Below are 23,131 nucleotides of genomic sequence, written 5' to 3' on the forward strand. Positions count from 1 at the left end.
GCGCGGGGCGCGCCGGCCTAGCTGGCGGCGCGGGTCTCGGTGCGCATGTGCTGGTCGCCGATATCCTCAAGCAGCGCGCGGGCCGTTGCGGCGAGATCGGCCATATCGGCGCTGAGATTTTCCGGCTGCTGCTCGGCTTGTTTGACGAAGAGCGTCAGCAGCTGCAGCAGCGCCGGGGTGCGGACGATCAGCTCGGCCTGCTTCTCGATACGGTAGGGATCGAGATCGTATTCGGCGCCGGGCACCCGCCAGCCGCCCCATTCGGCGTCGCCCGTGACGACCATCGGATGGGTGCCGGGGAAGGGATGATGGCTGCATTGCTCGGCGCTCTTCCAGCGGTTCTGGGCGCGGACGATGCGCCAGTTGCCGAGCTCGGCCGAGCCCCGCACCTGGGGACCGGCCGTCTCCGGCGCAAGTTCGTTGTCGGAGAACTCGCGTCCCAAGCCGCAATCGTACGTGACCTTGATCGGCTCGTCGCAGCCGCGGATCCATTTCGGGATCACCTTTTCGATCAGCGCCCAGGTGCCGACCGGATTCACAAACACCCGCTGTGCCTTGTGGAACTTCGCCTTCGCCATCTTGCCGCCTTACTGAGACCTATTTCCACGATAAGCTTAGAGGCGAGGGGTTAACATCGCCCTTGGATGGCGTTGCGCGTCGAAGCAGCACATTGACGCGTGGGGCGGAGGCTTCGCAAGCTTCGGTAGGTGTTCATTCAGGGTTCAGAGTCGATGTCGCAAAACAACGACGATCGGACGGTCGGATCTTTTTCACCGCGCTGATATCGAATGTTCGGGCCGGGTTCGCGGTCATGGGGCACATCCAAAAATCGTTTCGCCCGTTAATTAAGGCGCGGGCGGAGTGGGATAAGACTATTCGGCGTGGAGATCGGCAGGAACCGTCCTGGACGATCTCAGCGCTTCTTCGCTCGGGAGTGTGTGTATGAACCGCCGGGAATTTTCGGTGGCACTTGGTGCAGCCGCGCTGGGCGCGGCCGGCGCGGGGCAGAAAGGCCTGATCTCGACCGCCGCAGCGCAAGAGGCGCCTGCGAAGAATAACAATTCTCATTTCTCCCGCCGGACCGTCGTCGACCTGGCGAAGGATATGGCGAAGAAGCCGTTCCAGGCGCCGGCGCAGATCCCGGCGAGCTTCTCCAGCCTGTCTTACGACGACTACCGGAAGATCCGTTTCCGCAAGGACAAAGCCTTGTGGGCGGACAAGGATCTCGGCTTCACCGTGGAGCTGCTGCATACCGGCTTCGTGGTGCGCACGCCGGTACAGATTTACACGGTCGAGAACGGCATCGCCCAGCCGGTGATCTATTCCTCGGAGCTGTTCGATTTCGGCGATCTGGACGTGCGCGCGCCGGACGGGACGGCGCTGTTCTCCGGCATCCGCATCAACGCGCCGATCAACGTGCTGCACCAGTACGACGAGGTGATGGTGTTCCAGGGCGCGAGCTATTTCCGCGGCCTCGGCGCCAATCAGAATTACGGCATCTCGGCGCGGGGGCTGGCGATCGATACCGGCGAGCCGACCGGTGAGGAGTTTCCCTTCTTCCGCAGCTTCTGGATCGAGACGCCGCGCGCCGATTCCAAGACCATCACGGTGCATGCGCTGCTCGACAGCCCGAGCGTGACCGGCGCTTTCACCTTCGTAATCCGCCCCGGCGCCACCACGGTGTCCGACGTTACCGCCTCGCTGTTCGCCCGCACCGACATCACCCATTTGGGTCTCGCCCCGCTGACCAGCATGTATTTCTTCGATGCGCGCGAGCGGGGACGGTTCGACGATTTCCGCCCGGCGGTGCACGACTCAGATACGCTGGCGATTGCCCGGGGCAATGACGAGTGGATCATGCGACCGCTGGCCAACCCGAAGACTCTGCAGATCAGCGCCTTCGCCGAGGACGCGCCGATCGGTTTCGGCCTGCAGCAGCGGGAGACCGACTACGAGACCTACAAGGATCTGGAGTCGCGTTTCGAATTGCGGCCGAGCGCCTGGGTGCAGCCGAAATCGCCTTGGCGCAACGGACATGTTGAGCTTGTCGAAATTCCGACGAATTCGGAGACCAACGATAACATCGTCGCTTTCTGGCGCCCGCGGGCGACCCTGAAGGCGGGGGGAAATCTGACGTATTCCTATTGGCTCAGCTTCGGGCCGCCGGTCACCAATATCCGGCTGGCGCGGGTTCTGGAGACGCGGATCGGAATGGCATCGACGCGCAAGCGGCGCAAATTCGTGGTCGAGTTCGACGCGCCCCTGGAAGACGGGGTGCCGGTCTATCTCGGCTCCGATGTGGAGCCGCGGGTCAGCGCCTCGGCGGGACGTATCGATAATGTAGTCGGTCGTCATAATCCCATGACCGGCGGGTATCAGGTTAGCTTTGAAATGGATCCCGCCGATGTGGAACTTTCCGAACTGCGCCTTGTTCTAGCGCACAAGGGTCAGCCGATCAGCGAGACGTGGCTATATCGATGGACAGCATGAGCGAACCTCTGGAAACGCTGGGCGGCGGTGCCGCCGGGGCCTTTTACCATGGCCTGACGCCTCCGGAGAATCCGTTGGAAATGCCGGAGCAGAGCCTGAAGAGCTGGTATGGCGAGCCGCCCAAGACGGCGTCCGGCCCGGCGCTGAAGGAGCATACGCTGGCCTCGCGCCTATTCGTCTTCGGTATCGCCGCCGTGCTCACGGTCTATGGCGTCTGGGGCATGTGGAAGGTGGTGGGGCAGAACGACGCAACCGGCCTGCAATATATGCTGGTGGTGCTGTTCGCCTTCAGCTTCACCTGGATCGCGCTGGCCGCGGCCAATGCGATGCTCGGTTTCTTTGCCCTGATTGCCCGGCTGGACTGGCGGCGCGGCATCGCTTTGCGCGGCAAGCTGTCGACGCGGACCGCGGTGCTGATGCCGGTCTATAACGAAGACACCAGCAAGGTTTTCGAAAATCTCACCGAGATGGCCGAGGAGCTCGCCGCCTCGGGCAAGGCCTGGCATTTCGATTTCTTCGTCCTTAGCGACACCACCAATCTCGCCATTGCGCGGCAGGAGCGCGAGGCGGCGCTTCGTCTGCGCCAGACCATGCTCGGCCGGCTCAATGTCTATTTCCGCCGCCGTCCGGAGAATGTCGGGCGCAAGGCCGGAAACATCGCCGACTTCGTGCGCAGCTGGGGCGGCAATTACGACTTCATGCTGGTGCTCGACGCTGACAGCTACATGACCGCCGAGTCGATGATCGCGCTGGCCGAGGCGATGGAGGCGGACAGCAATGCCGGCCTGATCCAGACCGTGCCGCGGCTGGTCAACAAGAAGACGCTGTTCGCCCGCATGCAGCAATTCGCCACCGGCACATACGGTCCGGTGGTCTCCGCCGGGCTCGCCATGGTGCAGGGGCGAGAGGGCAATTACTGGGGCCATAACGCGATCATCCGAACCCGGGCCTTCGCCAGCTCTTGCGGCTTACCCGTGCTGGCGGGGCGCAAGCCCTTCGGCGGCCATATCCTGAGCCACGATTTCGTCGAGGCGGCGCTGCTGCGGCGCGCCGGCTGGGACGTCTATATGCGTCCCGACATCGTCGGCAGCTACGAGGAGACGCCGCCGACCCTGACCGATCACGCGGTGCGCGACCGGCGCTGGGCGCAAGGCAATCTGCAGCACTCCAAGGTGATCGGGGCGAGCGGCCTGCATTGGATGAGCCGGCATCACCTGCTGACCGGCATCATGAGCTATGTGGCTTCGCCGCTCTGGCTGATGTTCCTGGTGGTCGGGATCGCGCTGGCCTGGCAGGCCTCGGCCTATCAGCCCGACTATTTCCCCGACGCCCACGCGCTGTTCCCGACCTGGCCGCAATTCGATTCCCAGCGCGCCTGGACGCTGCTCGGCTTTTCCGCCGCGGTGCTATTGGCGCCGAAAGTGTTCGCCGTGCTCTACGCCATGACCAACAAGCGCATGCGCAAAGGGGCGGGCGGTCCGCTCGGCCTGGTGTTCAGCTTCCTGCTGGAGACTTTGCTCTCGGCGCTGCTGGCGCCGGTGTTGATGCTGCTGCAGACCGGTTTCATCGGCCAGATCCTGATTGCCCGGGATTCGGGCTGGAACCCGCAATGCCGCGACGACGGCACCGCCTCGCTGCTCGCCACGATCAAGGGCTACGGTTTCCATTCCGTCTTCGGCTTGGTGCTGGCGGGGATCACCGCCTACATCTCCTGGCAGCTCTTCTTCTGGCTGCTGCCGGTTTGGCTCGGCTTGGTGCTGGCGATTCCGCTGGTCTATCTCAGCTCGCTTCGCGCGGCCGGGCAGGGCGCGCGCGTCTTGCGCATCTTCCTCATTCCGGAAGAGCGCGAGGCAAGGCGGCGCCTGCGGCAGCCGGTCGCCGAGCCGGTGGCTGCCGCAAGCTGATCCGCTTTTCCCTCGATTGCCTTACCCGCGCGAACGCGCCTGCCTAGCGGAGCTTGAGGTTCCGCAGGCGCAGCGCGTTGCCGATCACCGAGACCGATGAGAAGCTCATCGCGGCGGCGGCGATGATCGGCGAGAGCAGGATGCCGAAGGCGGGATAGAGAATGCCCGCAGCGATGGGCACGCCGAGGCTGTTGTAGCCGAAGGCGAAGAGCAGATTCTGCTTGATGTTGCGCAAGGTCGCCCGGGCCAGCTTCACGCCGGCGACCACGCCTTGCAGATCGCCGCTCAGCAGGGTGAGACCTGCACTCTCCATCGCGATATCCGCGCCGGTGCCCATGGCGATGCCGACATCGGCCTCGGCCAAAGCCGGGGCGTCGTTGATGCCGTCGCCGGCCATGGCGACCTTGGCGCCTCCCTTGCGCAGGTCGAGGATCATCTGGCGCTTATCGCCGGGCGCAAGCCCTGCGCGCACCTCGTCGATACCGAGCTCGGCGGCGACGGCCTTGGCGGTGGTTTCCGTGTCGCCGGTGGCCATCACCAGACGAAGCCCGAGCTTATGCAGCGCGGCAATCGCATCGGCCGAAGACGGCTTGATCGGATCGGCGACCGCCAGGAAGCCGGCGAGCTCCTTGCCGGAGGCGAGGAACACCACGGTCTCGCCCTTGGCGCGGCGCGCCTCAGCCTTCTCGACCAGTGCCTTCGCCTTGTCGAGATCGATGCCGGTGGCTTGCAGCAGGGCGGTGTTGCCGAGGGCGAAGCTCTTGCGGCCGATCTTGCCGGTGACGCCTTGGCCGGTCACCGAATCGAAGCCCGTGACCTTGTCGAGCTTGAGCCCGCGCTCCTCGGCGGCGGTCAGGATTGCCGCGCCGAGCGGGTGCTCGCTGCCGGCCTCCAGCGAGGCGGCGGACTTCAGCAGCGTCTCCTCGGTGAAGCCCTCGGCCGGCTCCAGCCCGGTCAGGGCGGGCTTGCCTTCGGTCAGCGTGCCGGTCTTGTCGATCACCAGCACGTCGACATCGGCAAGACGCTCCAGGCTATTGGCGTCGCGCACCAGCACGCCGGATTGAGCGCCGCGCCCCGTCGCCACCATGATGGAGATCGGCGTGGCTAGCCCTAAGGCGCAGGGGCAGGCGATGATCAGCACGCTCACCGCCGCGACCAGGGCATAGGCCAGGGCCGGGCTCGGACCAAAGGTGAGCCAGGCGATGAAGGCGATCACCGCAACGGCGATCACCGCGGGCACGAAATAAGACGCGGCCTTGTCGGCCAGGCGCTGGATATCGGCGCGGGAGCGCTGCGCGGCGGCGACCATGGCGACCACCTGGGCCAAGGTCGTTGCCTCGCCGGTGCGCTCCACCTTCATGTCGAAGCTGCCGGATCCGTTCAGCGTGCCGCCGGTGACCTCGTCGCCTTGCGATTTCTCGACCGGCACCGGCTCGCCGGTCAGCATGGATTCGTCGACGCTGCTATGGCCTTCGATCAGCGCGCCGTCGATCGGCACCTTGTCGCCGGGGCGGACACGCAGGATATCGCCGGCCTTCACCTCGGCGAGCTGCACGGTGCGGGTCTTGCTGCCATCCTCCACGAGCAGGGCCGTCTTTGGGGCGAGATCGAGTAGGGCGCGGATGGCGCTGCCGGTGCGCTCGCGGGCGCGCAGCTCCAGCACCTGGCCGAGCAGCACTAGGGCGATGATCACCGCCGCGGCCTCGTAATAGACCGGCACGAAGCCGGTTTCGGCGCGCATGGCCGGCGGGAACAGGCCGGGCAGCAGGGTGGCGACCAGGCTGTAAAGGAAGGCCGCGCCGGTGCCGAGCGCAATCAGCGTGAACATGTTGAGATTGCCGGTGCGCAAGGAAGCGATGCCGCGGGCGAAGAAGGGCGCGCCGCACCACAGCACCACCGGCGTAGCCAAAGCCAGATGCAGCCATTGCTCGCCGCGCACCGAAACCATCGGCAGCAGATCGATGCCGAAAAGATGCTGGCTCATATCCAGAACCAGAAGGGCAAGGGCGAGCGGCGTTGCGACGATCAGCCGGCGGGTGAAATCCTTCAGCTCCGGATTTTCGGCATCCTCGTCGGGAATGCCCATGGGCTCCAGCGCCATGCCGCAGATAGGGCAGGTGCCGGGACCTTCTTGCACGATCTCGGGGTGCATGGGGCAGGTATAGAGCGTGCCTTTCGGCATTGGGCCGGCGGGCGCCTTGCTGGTGTGATGGTGGTGGCCGTGATGCTCATGACCGTGGTGATCGTGGCCGCAGCAGGCGTGCTCATCCTTTTTGGTCTCAGGCGCAGCGGCGGCATCGGAGCCGTGGCAGCAGGCGTGCTCCTCTTTTTCGGCGGTGTCGGTTGAATCCGGCTTATCCATCAGGGCCTCGTCTCGAAAAATGCGTCAAACGGCCAGCGCACAACACCCGCGCTGGTGCTCTCTCTTCGCCCCATGCTTCTCCTATATAGAGAGAGAAGCGGCCAGAGCCAAAAGACCGCGCCCCCGAGACGGCAAATTCCACTCTTGGAGTGGCGGCAGGTTTGGCTAGAATGGCCGGCAGCGATTCAACTGGCCCGTGCCCGATAGAAAATGTGGCGAGCGGGGACCAAAAGCAAAGGAAGAGTACGCATCATGGCGCAGAAGGACGGAGCGGCGGAGACGCTTTCGGGGTCGGCGAAGACGGGCATCTGGATCGGAGCCGGCATCGTCGCCAGCTTTCTGTTCAGCTGGGCCCTGGCCTGCATCACGCCGTTCGCAGCGCTTGCCGCCATCGCCGCGCTGACCTTGTCGCGGCGCAATGCCTTTTTGATGGTCGGCGTCGCTTTCCTGATCAATCAGGCGGTGGGCTTCCTGCTGCTCGGCTATCCCCATACGCTCGATACCTATGGCTGGGGCGTTGCCATCGGCGTCGCGGCGCTTGCCGCCACCTATGTGGCGAGCCTTGCACCGGAGAAAAGCGACAGCAAAGTCGCGGTGATCGTCATGGGCTTCCTCGGCGCCTTCGTGGCGTATGAGCTGGTGCTGATGGCCGCGACCGCGGTGCTGCCGTCCGAGGGCGGGTTCAGTTTCGCGGTGATCGGCAAGGTCTTCTGGATCAACGCGCTCGCCTATGCCGCGTTCCTGGCGCTGCGCTGGGGCGGCGAGGCGATCGGCTTCTTCGCCGGCACCGGGCGCGGGCTGATCGCGGCGCGTTAGAGGCCCCCTGTCGGACAGGCTAAGCATCTAAGACCATTGCGCTTTCCACCGAGTGGCTGCAGCGAATGTCGCGGTCTCTTGTGCGAGATTAAATCGCGCACGATATATCCTGGCAATGAAGGGCGGTATCCCGCCCCAAACTTGCAGGAGCATCGATATGCTGACACTTCGACGGGCCGAAGAGCGCGGCCGCGCTCAGTTCGGTTGGCTGGATAGCCGCCACAGCTTCTCTTTCGGACAGTATTACGATCCGGCGCATATGGGCTTCGGCCCGTTGCGGGTGATCAACGAGGACCGAGTGGCGCCTGGGGGTGGGTTTCCGACCCATCCCCATAGCGACATGGAGATCGTGACCTATGTGCTGTCCGGCGCGCTGGAGCATAAGGATAGTCTGGGCACGGGCTCGGTGATCCGCCCCGGCGACGTGCAGCGCATGTCGGCGGGGACCGGCATCCGCCATAGCGAGTTCAACGCCTCGGACGAGGAGCCGGTGCATTTCCTGCAGATCTGGATCCTGCCGGAGGCCCGCGGTCTTGAGCCCTCCTACGAGCAGAAGAGCTTCTCGGCGGAGGAGAGGCATGGCGGGTTCCGGCTGGTCGGATCGGCCGACGGGCGCGACGGCTCGGTGACCATCCACCGAGATGTGTCGCTCTATGCCGCCGTGCTCGATGACGGCGAGACCGCCGAGCTCAAGCTCGGAGAGAACCGTGCCGGCTGGCTGCAGCTTGCCCGCGGCAGCGCCGAGGTGAATGGGCAGCAGCTCTATCCGGGCGACGGGCTGTCCTTCGACGCGGCGGTCACCATCTCGGTGAAGGGAACTTCCGAAGCGGCGGAGGTGCTGTTCTTCGACATGGTGCCTTAGGCGCTGTCATGAGCATCTAAGACGAAGATCCCCCAATGCCGGCGGTCCCGGGATTGGGGGATTTCTTTTTGCCACGTAGCGGATTCACCTTTGGTCGCTGCGTGGTTGTGCAGCTTAAGCTTTATGCAATCTCAGGTTCCGATGATGCGAGCTCCCGCTGGGAGAGGAGTGAGGCATCATGTGCAAGTATTGTTCTGGAACGGCCGCGCCGGATCTCGACCGCCGCGGCGTGCTTTCGCTGGGGCTCGGTGCGGCGGCGGCGCTGCTCGCCGGCAACGCAAAGGCCAAGGCTGAAGATCAGCCGCCACGGCCGCAAAATGTGCTCGATCCCGATCAGGCGCTGGAGCGGCTGATGGTGGGCAATGAGCGCTATGTCAAAGGCACCGGCAAGACGCACGACTTCATCGCCGAACGACCGGCTCTGGTGCGCGGGCAGAATCCGTTTGCCGGCATTCTCTCCTGCGCCGACTCCCGCGTCGCGCCGGAGCTTGCCTTCGATACCGGACGCGGCGATCTCTTCGTGCTTCGGGTCGCCGGCAATTTCGTCAATCTCGATAATCTGGCGAGCTTCGAATATGCGGTGGCGGTGCTGAATGCGCCGCTTCTGATGGTGCTCGGCCACGAGGCTTGCGGCGCGGTCTCCTCCACCATCTCTTCCATTGAGGACGATACCACCTTGCCGGGACATCTGCCGGCGCTGGTGAAGGCGCTCACCCCGGCGGTGAAGCAAGCCTCGGCGCAATCCCATGACGATCTTCTGGCGCGCGCCACCGAGGACAATGTGCGGTTGAATGTGGAGAAGCTGAAAACCGCCAGCCCAATCCTCGATAAGGCGGTGAAGGCCGGCAAGCTCAAGGTGGTGGGCGGCATTTACCGGCTTGAGACCGGCAAGGTGGAGCTGCTCTGACGCCCCGGACGGAGCGTCTGGTCTTTATTGGCATCGTCAAAAGGGCGCGCTAGGGCGTGCCCTTTTCGTATTTTCACAGGCTAAAAATCCATTCCAATCAGTGAGTTAGTCTATCGTCCCGGAATTCGCCTTGTGATTGTTATGATATAACGTTAATGACGTTAATATATAACATATCAGTTCAAGCTGGGTTTTGGGGGACTTGATGGGGATGCTGCCGCTTGGCCGCGCGCTGGTTTTTGGCGCGGCCGCAATCGCGTTTTTCGGAATTTCATCGCGCCTCGCGGCGCAGGAGGTGACCGACGTCACCGACGATGCCGCCGTGGATAGCGAGGTGGTAGTGCTGCCGCCCATCGTGGTGACGATTCCGAGCCCGGTTACGCCTGCTCCTGCCCGCCGGCACAGCTCCGGGAGCGGCAGTGTCGCAGCGGCGGCATCGAGCAGCGGAGAAGGCACGCAGCGCACCGAGAGCGCGCCACCGTCCGTGTTGCCGAGCTTCGCGCCGGAGAGCTTCTCCTCGGTCACGGTGATCGGCGAGGGCGAGATCGAGCGCAGCGAGGCGACCAACTTCGGCGACGTGATGTTCACTAAGCCGGGCATCACCTCCACCACCTTCGCGCCCGGCGCGAGCCGGCCGATCATCCGGGGTCTCGATAATTTCCGGGTCCGCATCCAGGAAAACGGCATCGGCATTCACGACGTGTCGGCGCTCGGCAACGATCACGCCGTGCCGATCGATCCGATGTCGGCGGACCGGATCGAGGTGATCCGCGGGCCGGCCACTTTGCGCTGGGGCTCCCAGGCCATCGGCGGCGTGGTCGAGGCCAGCAATAACCGCATCCCGACCGACATTGCCGATGGCGAGCGGCATCTCAGCGTGCAAGGCGCCTACACCACGGTGGATGAGGGCTGGAACGGCGTAATGAAATACGACAATCGCTCCGGCAATGTTGCGGTGCATGTCGATGCGCTGGGCCGTAATGCGGAGGATTACGAGACGCCGCTCGGTACCGAAGAGAACAGCTTCGTGAAGACCGACAGCCAGGCTGCGGGCGCCACGCTGTTCTTCGACCGCGGCTTCTTCGGCACTTCGGTCAGCCGCTTTGCCAGCGATTACGGCATTCCCGGCGGCGAGGAGGCCGAGCTCGGCATCCATATCGACATGGAGCAATATCGCTGGAGCAATCACGGCGTCTATCGTCCGCTGACGGGACCGGTGGAGGAGGTGCGCTTCTGGCTCGGCTATTCCGACTATCATCATGACGAGATCGGTGCCGAACACGAGCACGAGCATGAGGATGAAGATCACGACGAGGAAGCCCATGAGGACGAGGATCACGAAGATCACGACCATGAGCACGAGCTGGCCGAGGGGCATGAGGAGGTCATCCACGGCACCTTCAAGCGGAAGGCCTGGGAAGCCCGCACCGAGTTCCAGCACGTTCCCGTCGCAACCCAATTTGGCGAGCTGACCGGCGCGCTCGGCCTGCAATGGTCGCATGACGATCTCGCCACCGAAGGCGAGGCGGAGGAGCTGCTGGCGCCGAACACCACCGTGCAGGTCGCCAGCTATCTGTTCGAAGAGCTGGCGCTCTCCGACCGGCTGCGCTTCCAGGCGGCAGGCCGCATCGAGAATGACGATGTGGACGGCTTCGCTCCGGACGTTCCTGCGAACCTTCTGCCGCCGCCGGACGAGATTCCGGTGACTGCGGCGAACCGCAACTTCACCCCGGTCAGCGGCAGCATCGGGCTGCTGCGCGATCTGCCCAATAACGTGGTGATGCGCGCCACTGCGCAATATGTGGAGCGCGCGCCGACGGCCTCGGAGCTGTTCTCGAAAGGCTCGCATCACGCCTCCGGCACCTTCGAGATCGGCGATCCCGATCTCGATATCGAGGCGGCGCAGAGCTTCGAGGTCGGCCTCGGCCGGTCGACTGGGCGCTTCCGCTTCGACGCCAGCGGCTATTACACAGAGTTCGACGGCTTCATCTATCAGGCTCTGACCGGCATCACCTGCGACGAGGAGTTCTCCACCTGCGGCATTGCCAATGGCGAGTTCGACCAGGTGCAGACGTCGCAGCGCGATGCGACCTTCTACGGCGCGGAGCTGGAAGGCCAGTACGATGTGACGCCCATCGCGGGCGGTACGTTCGGCATCGACGGGCAGTACGATTTCGTGCATGCGACCTTCGCCGACGGCTCCTATGTGCCGCGTATTCCGCCCCATCGCCTGGGCGGTGGGCTCTATTGGCAGGACGAGCATTGGCAGGGCCGGGTCAGCCTGCTGCACGCCTTTAGCCAAGACGAGGTTGCCGCGCATGAAAGCGATACGCCCGGCTATAACCTGTTGAATGCCTCGCTGAGCTGGAGCGACAATTTCTGGACCGGTGCCTATCAGAACCAGGTCACCATCGGGCTCGCAGCGGACAATCTGCTGGATGACGAGATCCGCAACGCGGCCTCGTTCAAGGCGGACGAGGTGCTGCTGCCGGGACGGAGCTTCAGGCTGTTTGCCAAGGCGACGTTCTAGGAACGTGTCGGGCGGCGGCTTCGGCCGCCGCGGCGCTTTGGCCTCGGCTCAGCCGGTACGCGCCGGCGAGGTCAGATGGTGGAGCTGCACCGGCTCTTTTTGATGCAAGGCGGTGCGGTTGCGGCCGTTCTGCTTGGCGGTGTAGAGCGCCGCATCGGCCATGGCGATGAGACGGTCGAGATCGGTTCCGTCTCTTGGCGCTGCGGCGAGACCGGCGCTCGCCGTCACCGAAATGGCGTGATCGCCATACTGGATCGGGGTGGCGGACAGCACTGCCCGGATACGGTCGGCGATAAGGGCGGCCTCCTCGCGGTTCATACGCGGAAGCAGCAGCGCGAATTCCTCGCCGCCGAGCCGGCCGAAGATGTCGCCGGGGCGCAGCTGGTCTCGGGCGCGGGCTGCGAACTCGGCGATCACCCGGTCGCCGGCGGGGTGGCCATACGCGTCGTTGATGCGCTTGAAGTGGTCGATATCGAAGACCACGACAGCGGCGCGGCTGGCCTTCTCGTGAGGGCCCAAGGCAGCAGTGCCTTTCTCGAAGAAGCCACGCCGGTTGAGCGCGTCGGAGAGGGGGTCGGTGGTGGCGAGCCGGTGCAGCCGCCGATGCGAGACCTCGCTGATCATCAAGATGCCGAACAGCACGATGGCGATCATGGCGATGCCAGTCTGGAACGGGGCGAAGGTCATCCAGCCGGTCAGCGGCCCGTCGCCGATCTCGTTCCGTAGCGTGAACAGGGCAACGGCCTGGGAATAACTGATCAGGGTCTCGATCAGGCAGACGATGCCGATACAGCTCCTGGCGCTGAACGGCCGTTTGGCGGTGCGCATGATGTCAGCGCCGATCAGCAAGGTTCCCGTGCCGATGGCGAGGTTGAAGACGAACGGCTTCAGCGCGTAGGTCGGCTCGACGAGGGTGAGGCCGATAAGCCAGATTGCCGGCGGCAACACGGCGAGAAACGGGAAGGGGCGTTGCTCGAAGGCACGTAGCCCGGCCCAAAGCGCGCCGACGCCGAACAGCGCGATCAGAGCGGGAAGGGGGACGGCCAGCGGACCGAGATAGGGTTTCAGTCGCCCCAGAACCACGCCCAATCCGAACAGGGTGAAGCCGGCAACCCACCAAGAGTAGGCGGGATTACGGTCGCGAAGGCGCAAGACGAGCATGATCAGCCCGCCGAGAAGGCAGGCCGCTGCAACGACAAGCCCGGTTGTAAAACGGTCGAACACGATATTTCCCCCGATCGGCAGCCCATATATGGGGCCGCGGGTGATAATTTGCAGAGAACGGATTCAATAAAATTTTCCTCGCCTTGAAGCCTGCCCCGCGTGGCGCGATGGCTCTGGCAAGAAGACGCTATCTAACCTTCGGCTGCTCGCGCCTTGTCGTCGAGGAGATCTGCCGGCTCCGCCCGGGCAGCGAGGGCAACGGCTTCGGCGAGGACCTTAGTGCCGGCCAGGATGTGCTGCGGTTCGACCCACTCGGCCGGATGATGGCTGATACCGCCGCAACAGGGGACGAAGATCATTCCCGTCGGGCAGACGTAGTGGAGCTGGCGGGCATCATGTCCGGCGGCGGAGAAGAGCCGCATGGAGGCAAGTCCGGCGCGCTCCGTGGCCTTCTCCAACAGCTGTTGCATCGGGGCCGGGAAGGAGAGCGAAGGCGCATGGGTAATCTGGTGCAGCGACACTTGGCAGCGATCGCGATCTCCTGATGCGGCGGCGCGGATCTTGGCGTCGAGGCGGTCCACCGCAGCATTGTCGGGGCAGCGAATATCGAGAGAAAAATAGACGCTTTCGGGTATCACCGAGGGGGCATTCGGCGTCACGTCGAACTGGCCCACGGTGAATTTCATGTCCTCAAGGCTGACCGCCTCGCGGTGTAGTTCCCCGATAAGGCCGGTGGCGGCGATCAGCGCGTCGCGACGATCGGCCATGGCGACGGTGCCGGCATGGCCGGCTTTGCCGTCGACGCGGATGCGATAGCGCCGCGTGCCCTGAATGCCGGTGACGATGCCGATTGGGATGTTGGCCCGCTCTAGCACGTCGTTCTGTTCGATATGCGGCTCGATATAGCAGTGGACCGGCCGGCCCAGCGGGTGCTCGGGGATGGACTCGTCGCCAGCGTGGATCTCGGCGATCGCCTCGGCCATGGAGATGCCGGCACGATCGCGTATGGCGAGGATGTCCGGCAAGGACTGAGGGTTGGTGAAGCCTGTCGATCCGCTCATCCCCGGGGCAAAACGCGAGCCTTCCTCATTGGTCCAGGCCACCAGCTCTACCGGCCGTTCCGGCCTCTCGCCGCGTTCGATAAATACGCGAAGCACCTCCAGCGCTGCGATCACGCCAAAAGTGCCATCGAAGCATCCGCCTGTCGGCTGTGAATCGATATGCGAGCCGATGAGAACGGGCGGAAGTTCGGGGCGTTGTCCCTCCAGGCGGAGAAACAGGTTTGCCGCCGCATCGGTATAGGCGGAAAGCCCGATCTCTCGTCCCCAGGCGACGATTTCGGCGCGGGCGCGTGCTTCCGCCTTGGAGAGGGCCGGGCGGTTGACCGCCCCGCCGGGACTGGCGCCGTGCTTGGCGAGGGCCTCGATATTCTGCCACAGGCGGTAACCGTCGACCGCGGTGCTGAGGCCTTGTCGTTGCTCGGCCACCGTCATTTGGTTCGCATGACCTGGTCGGGATCGGCGCGTGGATCGCGCTTGTCCCAGCGCCCGGCGATGGTGCTGAACAGGAAGTCCTCCAGCAGCCGGTTAAACAAGGCCGGCTCTTCCAGGTTCAGCGTGTGGCCGGATTTCGGCAGCACCGCCAGACCGCAGCGGGGCAAGGTCTGCTTGAGAAACAGGGCCGGCTGCAGACAGTGGTCGTCCTCGTCACCGGTCATCACCAGGACCGGCAGGTCCAGTGCCGCGAGACGCTCGCGCAAGTCATAGAGGGAGGGGCGCATCATCTGTATGCCGCGCATGGTATTTGCCGCGCCGGTGTCATCGTGCTGCGCCAGCCGCTCGGCAAAGACGCGCCAGCCATAGGGATCCTTCTCTTGGAATTGGACGCGGGAGGCACCCTCCGCATAGGTGGGGGCGAAGTCCTTTGTCCCCCGCTGCTCGAAATTGCGTGCGACGGCAGCGGAGACCTCGCGGAAATAGTCCTCAAAGCGTTTCTCGGCGCCATAGCCGGTGCCGGCTGCGGTTATGGAGAGAACCCGTTCGGTATGGCGCAAGCCGGCATGGAGGCAGGCGAAACCGCCCATGGAAAGGCCGGCAAGATGGGCCTGCTTGATGCCAAGACCGTCCATCACCGCGATGATGTCGTCGGCGGCGCGGTTCTGGGAATACTGTTCGGTCTGCTTCGGGATGTCTGAGGGAGGATAGCCTCGCGCCGCGAAGGTGACGCATTGGAAGCGGCGTGAGAAATGGCTGATCTGCGGTTCCCAGCTCCAATAACTGCCGCCGAATTCATGGACGAATATCAGCGGCGCGCCGTGGCCGTAGCTTTCGGTGTGAAGCGCGATGCCGTCTTCGGTGGTGATACTTGCCGTCGGCACGTCAGATCACCGAGCGGCGGGCGGAGATGCCGCCATCGATGGTGATGACGGTTCCGGTGATATAGGCGGCACGCTCGGAGGCGAGGAACAAGAACATGTCGACCACCTCGCGAAGATGGGCTGGCCGTTTCAGCGGATAGCGTTCTATGAGCTCGACATAGCGGGCTTCGTCGTCGAACAGCGTTACCGCGCGCTGGCGAAGCATGTTGTAGATGCGGCCGGTATCGACCGGTCCCGGATTGACGCCGACGACGCGGATATTGTCGTCCAGGCTACGGCCCCCAAGCGCCCGGGTGAATGCCATCAGCCCGGCATTGCCGGTCGCGCCGGCGATGTAATCGGGATCGCAGATTTCGCCGCCATTGCCGATATTGTTGAGGATCACGCCGCCGCCGCGCGCCTTCATCAGAGGATAGAAAGCGCGGGACATGTCGACATAGCCGAAGCCTTTCAGCTGCCAGCCTTCGCGCCAGGCCTTGGCGTCCACCTGCCAGAGATCGCCGCTGGGGATGGTGCCGGCGTTGTTGACCACAATATCGACCGCGCCGGCCTCGCTGACGACTTGCTCGACGGCCCCCTCCGCGGTGAGGTCGACGGCACTGTAGGTCACTGCAAGTCCGTTTATCTTCTGCGTTCTTTCTGCCAGCTGCTGAAGCCGGTCCTCAGACCGCGCCACCAGATGCAGCGGACAGTTTTCCTCCGCAAAAGCGATTGCCAGTGCTTCGCCTATGCCTTGCGATGCACCCGAAATCAGAACACGCTTCCCTCGAAGCCCCAGCTCCATCGTTTCGATCGTCCTTCTATTTGGTCCGTTCCGGCTTGGCCGGTTCCAGGTTGGGTTGGTTGTGGCCTGCGCTCAGAACAGCGCGAGCTCCTCGTTCTTTCCGCGCGCGGTTTCCAGCATCTCCGGCAGCAGCGCGACGAATGCTTCGACCCATTCGCGCGGCACGGTGAGGCTGACCTTGATGAAGCGACGGCCGAAGGCCTCGGTGTGATAGGCGCCTTGGCGGATCATGATGTCGTGGGGCTGATAGGCGGATGCCAAAGCTGCCGAGTCGATTCCGGTCTCATCGCATTCAACGACGAGGAAGTTGCCGTTGGAGGGGTAGACCGGCAGCGACAGCCCCGGAATCGCCTCGACAGCTTCGCGCACCAGCTCCTGGTTCAGCCGGAGGTCCTTCAGCACCTGCGGAAACCACTGCTCTTTGGACGCCAGACCGGCGATCGCCGCGCGTTGGGCGAGAATGCTGGAGCCGAGATTGTTGGGCGGAGCCACGGCGAGTCGCTCGATGAGGTCGGGCGAGCCGACCACGGCACCGATACGCAAGCCAGCCAAGCCCAGCCACTTGGAGAAGCTGTACGTGGTGAGCGTTCCCTCCGGATAGAATCTCGAGGCCAGGTGATGCTCGTAGGCAAAATGCCGATAGGTGGAATCGTGGATCAGATAGGCGCCGGCGTCTCTTGCGATCTCAGCGATCTGGGCGATCTCATCGCGCGTCGCGACGGTGCCGAGAGGATTGTTCGGATCGACGAAGTAGATCACCCGGGTCTTGTCGGTGATCGCTGCTGCGAGCCGCTCCGGAGCGAGGCGGTAGCCGTATTCGGCCCCGTAAATCGGGATTTTGGAGACCGTTGCCCCCGCCTGCTGGGCGAAGGACATGGGCCAGTTCCAGGTCGGGTCGGTCGTCAGCAGCTCGTCGCCCGGCGAGAGCAGCGTGTTGCAGATGTGACTGAGGGCCGAGACTGCGCCATCGGAAATCAGCACTGACTGCCCTTGCAGACCGAGATCGCCGATGATCCCGGCGCGTAGCTCCTCCAGGCCGGCGGGAGGGGCGTAGATGTGGAACTCCTCGTCGCGGATGGATTTCTGCATTGCCGCGATGACGCTCGGATGCGGCGTTGCGTGATTGGTGTTCTGGCCGAGCCATTTCATCCCCGGCGTATTCACCAGGTGGTCGAAATGGGCGTTGCGGATCTCGAAATTCTTCATGGCAAGGACTCCAGCGAAAGCTCGGAGACCATAGAGAGGAATTTCTAATTATGCAATATCAAAGAAATCTTATACAATGAGATATCGCCTTGTAGCCGGAGTTGCGGTCTATTGTGCGCGGCTTCTAGACCGTCCGGCGCCGGTGGTTGCCGGCCTGATAGAAGCGGGCGAGGGTCTGCTGATGCCGGCGGAGCACGGGCTGCAAGGCGCGCATACGCTCCCCTTGCGCCTTGCTCGCGGCGAAGATCTCGTCCTCGACGGCCTCGAAATCGACATTGACCAGGCGTCCTTCGGCGACGACCTGTTTGCCGGCGACAAAGAGATCGCGGACATAGCGGTTGCAGGCGCGGGTCAGAACCACATCGCTCGGGTCGATCATTCCTTCGATGACGTCGCGGCCCATTTTCGCGTAATCGAGCACCACCAAATCGGCGGGGCTGCCTGGCTCGATCCGGCCATAGCCGTCGCGGTTCATCACGATGCGGAAGCCGGTGTTGAGCGCTTCGTCGTAGAACCGGTCGAGGGTGAGGCGGGGATGGCGATGGGCGGGGCTGTGCAGCCAGTAGCTGAGCTTCAGCTCGCGGAACATGTCGTCATCGTCGTCCAGGGAAAAGGAATCCATGCCGAAGGCGAAGCCCACACCGTGGGCGAGATAGCGGTCGACGGGGGAGAGCCCTGAAAAGACGCGTAAATTCGAGCTGGTATTGATGGCGACGGTGGTGCCGGCCTCGGCCATCAGAGCGAGGTCGGTTTCGTCGAGCCAGATCCCGTGAGCGGTGGTCAGGCGCTCCGACAGCCAGCCGACCTCCTTCAGGTGCCGCACCAAGCCGTTGGGGTAATGGGCCTTGGCCCATTGATGCTGCGGTTCGCTTTCCAGAAAATGGGTGTGGATACGGCGCCCGTCCTTCGCGGAGCGCTCGCCGATGGCGCGGGTCAGCGCCGGATCGCAGGCGTGCGGGCTGTTGGGCCCGTACTGCACCGCGATCATGTCGTTCTCGATATGGGCGGCGACTTCGCCTACCAGCGAGACGTAATCCTCCACCGCCGGCCAATCGTTGAGCCAAGTGGAGCGGATGGTGTCCTGATCGCCTCTATCATGCATGGAGAGCGTGAGTTGGTCATCGCCCAGTGCCATAGTGCATTGATTGCGCAAAGGAACCACGAAGCCGACGCGAATCCCGACATCGCGCGCGGCGCGGGCGATGGCGACAGCATCTTCGATCAGCCGGTCGGTCTTGATGGAGGAGTAGACGCAAAGCGTCGTGCCGATCCCGGCAAGCGCCATGCGGCTGAAAGCGTAAAGCGCGTTGAGATAGGGATCGATGCGGGGTTGAGCGTAGAGAGCGCCGCGCCAAGTCTCGAACGGCTCGTCGCGCGCACCGAAGGCGAGATGATGTAGCCCGCGGGCGTGGTCATGGGCGTTTACCAGCGCCGGCATCGCGAACAGCCCCTTACCGCCTGATATCGCCTGGTCGGTCTCAACCTTGGAGATCGTGCCGTCGGCAAAGGTGATGCCGACAGCTTGGCTGCTGGCCTCGTGTCCGGGGCGGAGCCAGGCGAATTCGGCATTCAAAACAGGGGGGTTGGGCTGATCGGCCATTGGATACCTCGATTTCGTTTTGCCGCGTCCGTATCAGAGAAGAGGCTTGATGCATACATAATTTACGGTATTGTGTAAAAACTTACCTCGTCAAATATCATGGAACGGAGACTTCGGATGAGCTTCAGCCGGCGGAGCGCGCGGTTGCCGGATGATCGGATTCGTCTGCGCGGCCGCGTTATGGACCCGCAGCCTGGGGGCTGCCCCGTGCCCTGCGGCAGAGCCGTTCCGATTTCATGAGCCTGCTCCTTCGCAATATCGACGAGCTGCACCTGGCCGATGGGGAGGGGCGGGTCATCGCCGGCGCGCATGTCGCGATCGAGGATGGCAGGATCGCGGATATCTCCGCAGTGCCGATCCCGGAGGAGCGGTTCGACGAGGTCATCGACCTTACCGGGCATATCGTGACGCCGGGGCTGGTGAACACCCACCATCATTTCTTCCAGTCGCTGACCCGGGCGATCCCGGCGGTGCAGCGCGGTCATTTGCTAGATTGGCTGCTGAAGCTTTATCCGCTTTGGGCGGGGATGACGCCGGAGCATCTGGCGGCGGCTACCGAGGCGGCCTGCGCCGAGCTGCTGCTGTCAGGAACCACGGCTACCTCCGACCATCTGTATCTCGTCCCGCGGGCCGATCCGGCGTATGCGGAGGCGGAGATTGCGGCGGCTTCGGCGCTCGGCATTCGCCTCAACCTGGTGCGCGGCAGCATGACCGGGATGGAGGCCGATCTTGGCGCGCAGTTGGATGCGCTGCTGGGGGAGAGGGCCGGCGGGGTGCTGGACGATGAGGATGCGGTTCTTGCCGACATGGAAAGGCTGGCCCGCCGGCACCATGACGCGAGCCCCGATTCCAAGCTGACCGTCGCGTTCGGGCCAACGACGGTGACTTATCACAATCTCGATTTCATGCGCCGGGTGGCCGCGCTCGCCGGCGATTACGCTTGCGGGCTGCATACGCATTTTCATCCCAGGCCGGATGAACGGGAGACCTGCCGCGGGCTGGACGCAAGCCCGGTCGACGTGCTGGCGGAAATCGGCTGGCTGCGTCCGGGCACTTGGATCGCCCATGGCACGCGGCTCGACGCGTACGATATTGGGCGGCTCGTCGAGAACGGCGTAGCACTCGCCCATTGTCCGCGCATGATCTTGCGTCTCGGGGCCCGGGTGCCGCCGCTGCACGATTATATCGCGGCGGGGATGCGCGTTGGGATCGGCGTCGACGGCGCGGCGAGTAATGATTGCGGCTCGATGGTCAACGAGATCCGCATTGCCGCGCTGCTGCATCGGGTCGCCTCAGGTGGCGGCGAGGTGCCACCGGAGGGTTGGCTGCTACCGGCAGAGGTGCTTCGGCTCGCAACGGCGGACGGTGCGCAGGTGATCGGCCGGCCGGATCTCGGCCAGATCCGCGTGGGCGGACCCGCCGATATCGCCGCCTTCGATCTTCGCGGGGTTGGCTATGCAGGTGCACGCACTGATCTATTATCTGGCTTTATACTCGCTGGCAGCGAGACCCGCGCGGCTTATACAGTCGTTGGCGGACAGATTCGCGTTCGCGGTGGCGAGCTTGTGGATTATGACGAGCAGGCCATCAGGGAGCGGCTCGACCGCGCGACCGCGCAGCTGATCGGGCAACTGTCCGACAAGCTCGGATGGGATTATAGGAATTTCGAAGGTGGGAGATCCGATGTCGTCCTTGGCTAAGAGCACTGAAAGTTCGAAGGGACCCGATGCGCCGAGCCGTCGGAAGACGGCGCCCGAGCGCAAACAGAATGTGCTGGAGGCGGGCGCCGAGCGGGCGATGACCTCGGCGCAGCGTGTGCGGGCCGGGCTGGAAGAAGATATCCTGTTTGGCCGCATCAAGCCTGGCGAACGGATCGACGAAGTTTCGGTGAGCCATCAATACAATGTTTCGCGCACGCCTGTGCGTGAGGCCTTGAACAGCCTGGCCTCGGGCGGGCTGGTCGATGTCCGGCCGCGCCAAGGGGTGTTTGTCGCCGAGTTCACCATCGAAAAGCTCATCGAGATGTTCGAGGTTATGGCCGGGCTGGAGGGATTCTGCGTGCGGCTTGCGGCGCGGCGTGCGACGCCGGAGGAAATCGAGGCGATCATAAAGTGCAATGAAGAAGTCAACGCGCTGGCCCGCGAAGGCAATTCCATGGGCTTCTTCGAGAAGAACAACGAACTGCACGGCTTGTTCTACCGCGCATCCGGCAACGAAACTCTGATCGAGATGACGCTGGCGACCCAGCGCAAGGTGGCGCCGTACCGGCGCTATGCGACCTATCACAAAGAGCGGATGCAGAATTCCATCGGCGAGCATCAAGCGGTGATCGATGCGATCATGGCCCATGACGAAGATGCCGCCGACCGGCTGATGCGGGAGCATCTTTCGCTTCTCGCCGTCGGGTTTAGCGATCTCGTCGCGGCGCTCGCCAAGGATAAGGGCTGAGCCCTCCTGACGGCGAGGCGCTACCGCTTTGGCCACGAAGAAAGGGCGCCGGAAAGCCGCCGCCCCGCAATTTCTCCTCGCAGCGAAATTCGGTCTTTAGAGCTTGGCGGCGACCGCCTTCACCTCGGTGTAGTGCTCGATCGCTTCCTTACCCGAAGCGCGTCCCCAGCCCGACTGCTTGTAGCCGCCCATGGGCAGGGCGGGATCGAAGAAGTTGTGGGCGTTGATGCAGACATTGCCGGCCTTGATGCCGCGCGCCACCATATGGGCGGTGCGGAGGTTCTGGGTCCAAATGCTGGCATGGAGGCCGTAGATCGTGTCATTGGCGGCGCGCACCACCTGATCCACATCGTCGTCGCCGAAGCGCATGGCGCATAGCACGGGGCCGAAGATCTCTTCCTGATAGACCGACATATGCGGTTTGACGTCGGTCAGCACCGTCGGTTCGATGAAATAGCCTTGGCTGCCCGGTGCGCCCCCGCCGGAGATCACCGCCGCGCCGTCGCGGCGTCCTTCCTCCAGATAACGCGAGACCCGGTCGTGCTGCTCCTGGGAGACCAGCGGGCCGAGCTGGGTTTCGGGGTGAAGCCCGTGGCCGAGCTTGAGGCTCCTGCCGAATTCGCTCACCCCTTCGATCACCTTGTCGAAGATGCGTTCATGCACGAAGACGCGGGAGCCGGCCGTGCAGACCTGGCCGGCGGAGAAGAAAATGGCGCGGGCGACGCCGGGGATGGTGACGTCCAGATCGGCATCGTCGAACACCAGCATTGGCGATTTTCCGCCAAGCTCGAGGAACACCCGCTTCAGGTTGGAGGTGGCTGCTCGGACGATATTCTTGCCGGTCTCGGTCGATCCGGTGAAGGAGATGCCTTCGACGTCGGGATGTTCGGCCAACGCCGCCCCGACCGTCTCGCCATAGCCGGTGACGACATTGACGACGCCGGGAGGAAAGCCGATCTCCTCGAACAGCTCACCGAGGCGCAGGGTTGAGAGGGAGGTCTGCTCCGCAGGCTTCAGAATGACGGTGCAGCCGGCGGCGAGGGCCGGCGCCATGCGCCAGACGGCGAGCTCGAGCGGATAGTTCCAGGGAAGGATGATGGCGACGACGCCGAGGGGCTCGCGCATGGTATAGGCGTGATAGTCGGCCGGTCCGGGCAGCGACACCTCCATGGTTTCGCCGTTAATTTTGGTGGCGTAGCCGGCCATATAGCGCAGCATTGCACTGGATCCGGGTACATCCACCAATTTGCATTCATAGAGTGCACGGCCTGTATCCAAAGACTCCAATTCCGCGAAGTGATCGGTCAGTTCGTCCAGGCGTTCTGCTAGGGCCCAGATCAGGTTTGCCCGCTCCGGCCCGGTCATCCGGGACCACTCTCCTTCCTCGGAAGCCCGCTTCGCCGCAGCGACGGCGCGATCCACATCGGCCACATCGGCAGACGGGATATGGCTGACAGTATCCCCCGTCGCGGGATCGACGACCGCTATGGTCTGTCCGGAAACGGCGTCCTCCCAGGCTCCGCCGATCAATAGTTTATGATTTTTTTTCAGGAAGTTAGCGGATTCAGGCGAAAGCAGATTTGTGAGGTTGGTCGCTAGCATGAGCAAAATGTCCCTTTCTTCGCTTTACGGGGATGCCGCTGCAGGCGGATCCCAGCTTGCAGATCAGTCAGACGAATGG

The 23,131-nt window shown here is 63.8% G+C and carries 17 protein-coding genes; 8 read left to right on the forward strand and 9 right to left on the reverse strand.

Annotated elements, in window-relative coordinates:
* Positions 1-17 precede the first annotated feature (17 nt).
* Positions 18-578, reverse strand: a complete 561-nt coding sequence (locus tag HT051_RS06525) for a hypothetical protein (protein ID WP_174541289.1) — start codon at positions 576-578, stop codon at positions 18-20.
* A gap of 385 nt (positions 579-963) precedes the next feature.
* Here HT051_RS06525 and HT051_RS06530 point away from each other — a divergent pair, with 385 nt between their 5' ends.
* The gene (locus tag HT051_RS06530) at positions 964-2,490 is read left to right on the forward strand and encodes a glucan biosynthesis protein (RefSeq protein ID WP_174541290.1); all 1,527 of its coding nucleotides are present in this window, start codon (positions 964-966) and stop codon (positions 2,488-2,490) included.
* The gene (gene mdoH / locus HT051_RS06535) at positions 2,487-4,394 is read left to right on the forward strand and encodes a glucans biosynthesis glucosyltransferase MdoH (RefSeq protein ID WP_174541291.1); all 1,908 of its coding nucleotides are present in this window, start codon (positions 2,487-2,489) and stop codon (positions 4,392-4,394) included. The genes HT051_RS06530 and mdoH overlap by 4 nt, the downstream gene beginning before the upstream one ends.
* Before the next feature lie 43 nt (positions 4,395-4,437).
* Here mdoH and HT051_RS06540 read toward each other — a convergent pair whose 3' ends face one another.
* Entirely contained in the window at positions 4,438-6,756 is a 2,319-nt protein-coding gene (locus HT051_RS06540) for a copper-translocating P-type ATPase (RefSeq protein ID WP_174541292.1), read from the reverse strand.
* A gap of 252 nt (positions 6,757-7,008) precedes the next feature.
* Here HT051_RS06540 and HT051_RS06545 point away from each other — a divergent pair, with 252 nt between their 5' ends.
* The 4 genes from HT051_RS06545 to HT051_RS06560 all read left to right on the forward strand — a co-directional run bounded on the left by HT051_RS06545 (position 7,009) and on the right by HT051_RS06560 (position 11,871).
* Positions 7,009-7,572 (forward strand): hypothetical protein, encoded by a 564-nt coding sequence (locus HT051_RS06545; protein ID WP_174541293.1) that lies wholly within the window; start codon positions 7,009-7,011, stop codon positions 7,570-7,572.
* A 157-nt stretch (positions 7,573-7,729) separates the two neighbouring features.
* On the forward strand, positions 7,730-8,434 hold the full coding sequence (locus tag HT051_RS06550; protein WP_174541294.1) for a pirin family protein: 705 nt from the start codon (positions 7,730-7,732) through the stop codon (positions 8,432-8,434).
* Between the two features lie 178 nt (positions 8,435-8,612).
* Positions 8,613-9,341: a carbonic anhydrase gene (locus HT051_RS06555; protein ID WP_174541295.1), complete on the forward strand. Its 729-nt coding sequence runs from the start codon at positions 8,613-8,615 to the stop codon at positions 9,339-9,341.
* 205 nt (positions 9,342-9,546) lie between these two features.
* Complete coding sequence (locus HT051_RS06560; RefSeq protein ID WP_208454397.1) at positions 9,547-11,871, forward strand: TonB-dependent receptor; 2,325 nt, start codon at positions 9,547-9,549, stop codon at positions 11,869-11,871.
* A gap of 48 nt (positions 11,872-11,919) precedes the next feature.
* On the opposite strand, the gene HT051_RS06565 is transcribed toward HT051_RS06560, so the two are convergent.
* The 6 genes from HT051_RS06565 to HT051_RS06590 all read right to left on the reverse strand — a co-directional run bounded on the left by HT051_RS06565 (position 11,920) and on the right by HT051_RS06590 (position 19,002).
* Positions 11,920-13,095 (reverse strand): GGDEF domain-containing protein, encoded by a 1,176-nt coding sequence (locus HT051_RS06565; protein WP_174541297.1) that lies wholly within the window; start codon positions 13,093-13,095, stop codon positions 11,920-11,922.
* Between the two features lie 131 nt (positions 13,096-13,226).
* The gene (locus HT051_RS06570) at positions 13,227-14,528 is read right to left on the reverse strand and encodes a M20 family metallo-hydrolase (RefSeq protein WP_174541298.1); all 1,302 of its coding nucleotides are present in this window, start codon (positions 14,526-14,528) and stop codon (positions 13,227-13,229) included.
* Entirely contained in the window at positions 14,525-15,412 is an 888-nt protein-coding gene (locus tag HT051_RS06575; RefSeq protein ID WP_208454398.1) for an alpha/beta fold hydrolase, read from the reverse strand. Before HT051_RS06575 ends, HT051_RS06570 begins: the two co-directional genes overlap by 4 nt.
* Before the next feature lies 1 nt (position 15,413).
* The gene (locus HT051_RS06580; RefSeq protein ID WP_174541299.1) at positions 15,414-16,196 is read right to left on the reverse strand and encodes an SDR family oxidoreductase; all 783 of its coding nucleotides are present in this window, start codon (positions 16,194-16,196) and stop codon (positions 15,414-15,416) included.
* 72 nt (positions 16,197-16,268) lie between these two features.
* A complete protein-coding gene (locus HT051_RS06585; protein ID WP_174541300.1) occupies positions 16,269-17,402 on the reverse strand; it encodes a pyridoxal phosphate-dependent aminotransferase in 1,134 nt (377 codons plus the stop codon).
* 124 nt (positions 17,403-17,526) lie between these two features.
* Positions 17,527-19,002, reverse strand: a complete 1,476-nt coding sequence (locus HT051_RS06590) for an amidohydrolase family protein (RefSeq protein WP_174541301.1) — start codon at positions 19,000-19,002, stop codon at positions 17,527-17,529.
* A 236-nt stretch (positions 19,003-19,238) separates the two neighbouring features.
* On the opposite strand from HT051_RS06590, the gene HT051_RS06595 reads away from it, so the two are divergent.
* A complete protein-coding gene (locus tag HT051_RS06595; RefSeq protein ID WP_174541302.1) occupies positions 19,239-20,702 on the forward strand; it encodes an amidohydrolase family protein in 1,464 nt (487 codons plus the stop codon).
* Positions 20,695-21,450 carry a GntR family transcriptional regulator gene (locus HT051_RS06600; protein WP_174541303.1) on the forward strand — a complete coding sequence of 252 codons (756 nt, stop codon included), beginning with the start codon at positions 20,695-20,697 and terminating at the stop codon, positions 21,448-21,450. Before HT051_RS06595 ends, HT051_RS06600 begins: the two co-directional genes overlap by 8 nt.
* A 96-nt stretch (positions 21,451-21,546) precedes the next feature.
* On the opposite strand, the gene HT051_RS06605 is transcribed toward HT051_RS06600, so the two are convergent.
* The gene (locus HT051_RS06605) at positions 21,547-23,052 is read right to left on the reverse strand and encodes an aldehyde dehydrogenase (RefSeq protein ID WP_174541304.1); all 1,506 of its coding nucleotides are present in this window, start codon (positions 23,050-23,052) and stop codon (positions 21,547-21,549) included.
* Positions 23,053-23,131 lie beyond the last annotated feature (79 nt).

This window comes from Methyloligella sp. GL2, assembly GCF_013341275.1.
Classification (GTDB): domain Bacteria; phylum Pseudomonadota; class Alphaproteobacteria; order Rhizobiales; family Methyloligellaceae; genus Methyloligella.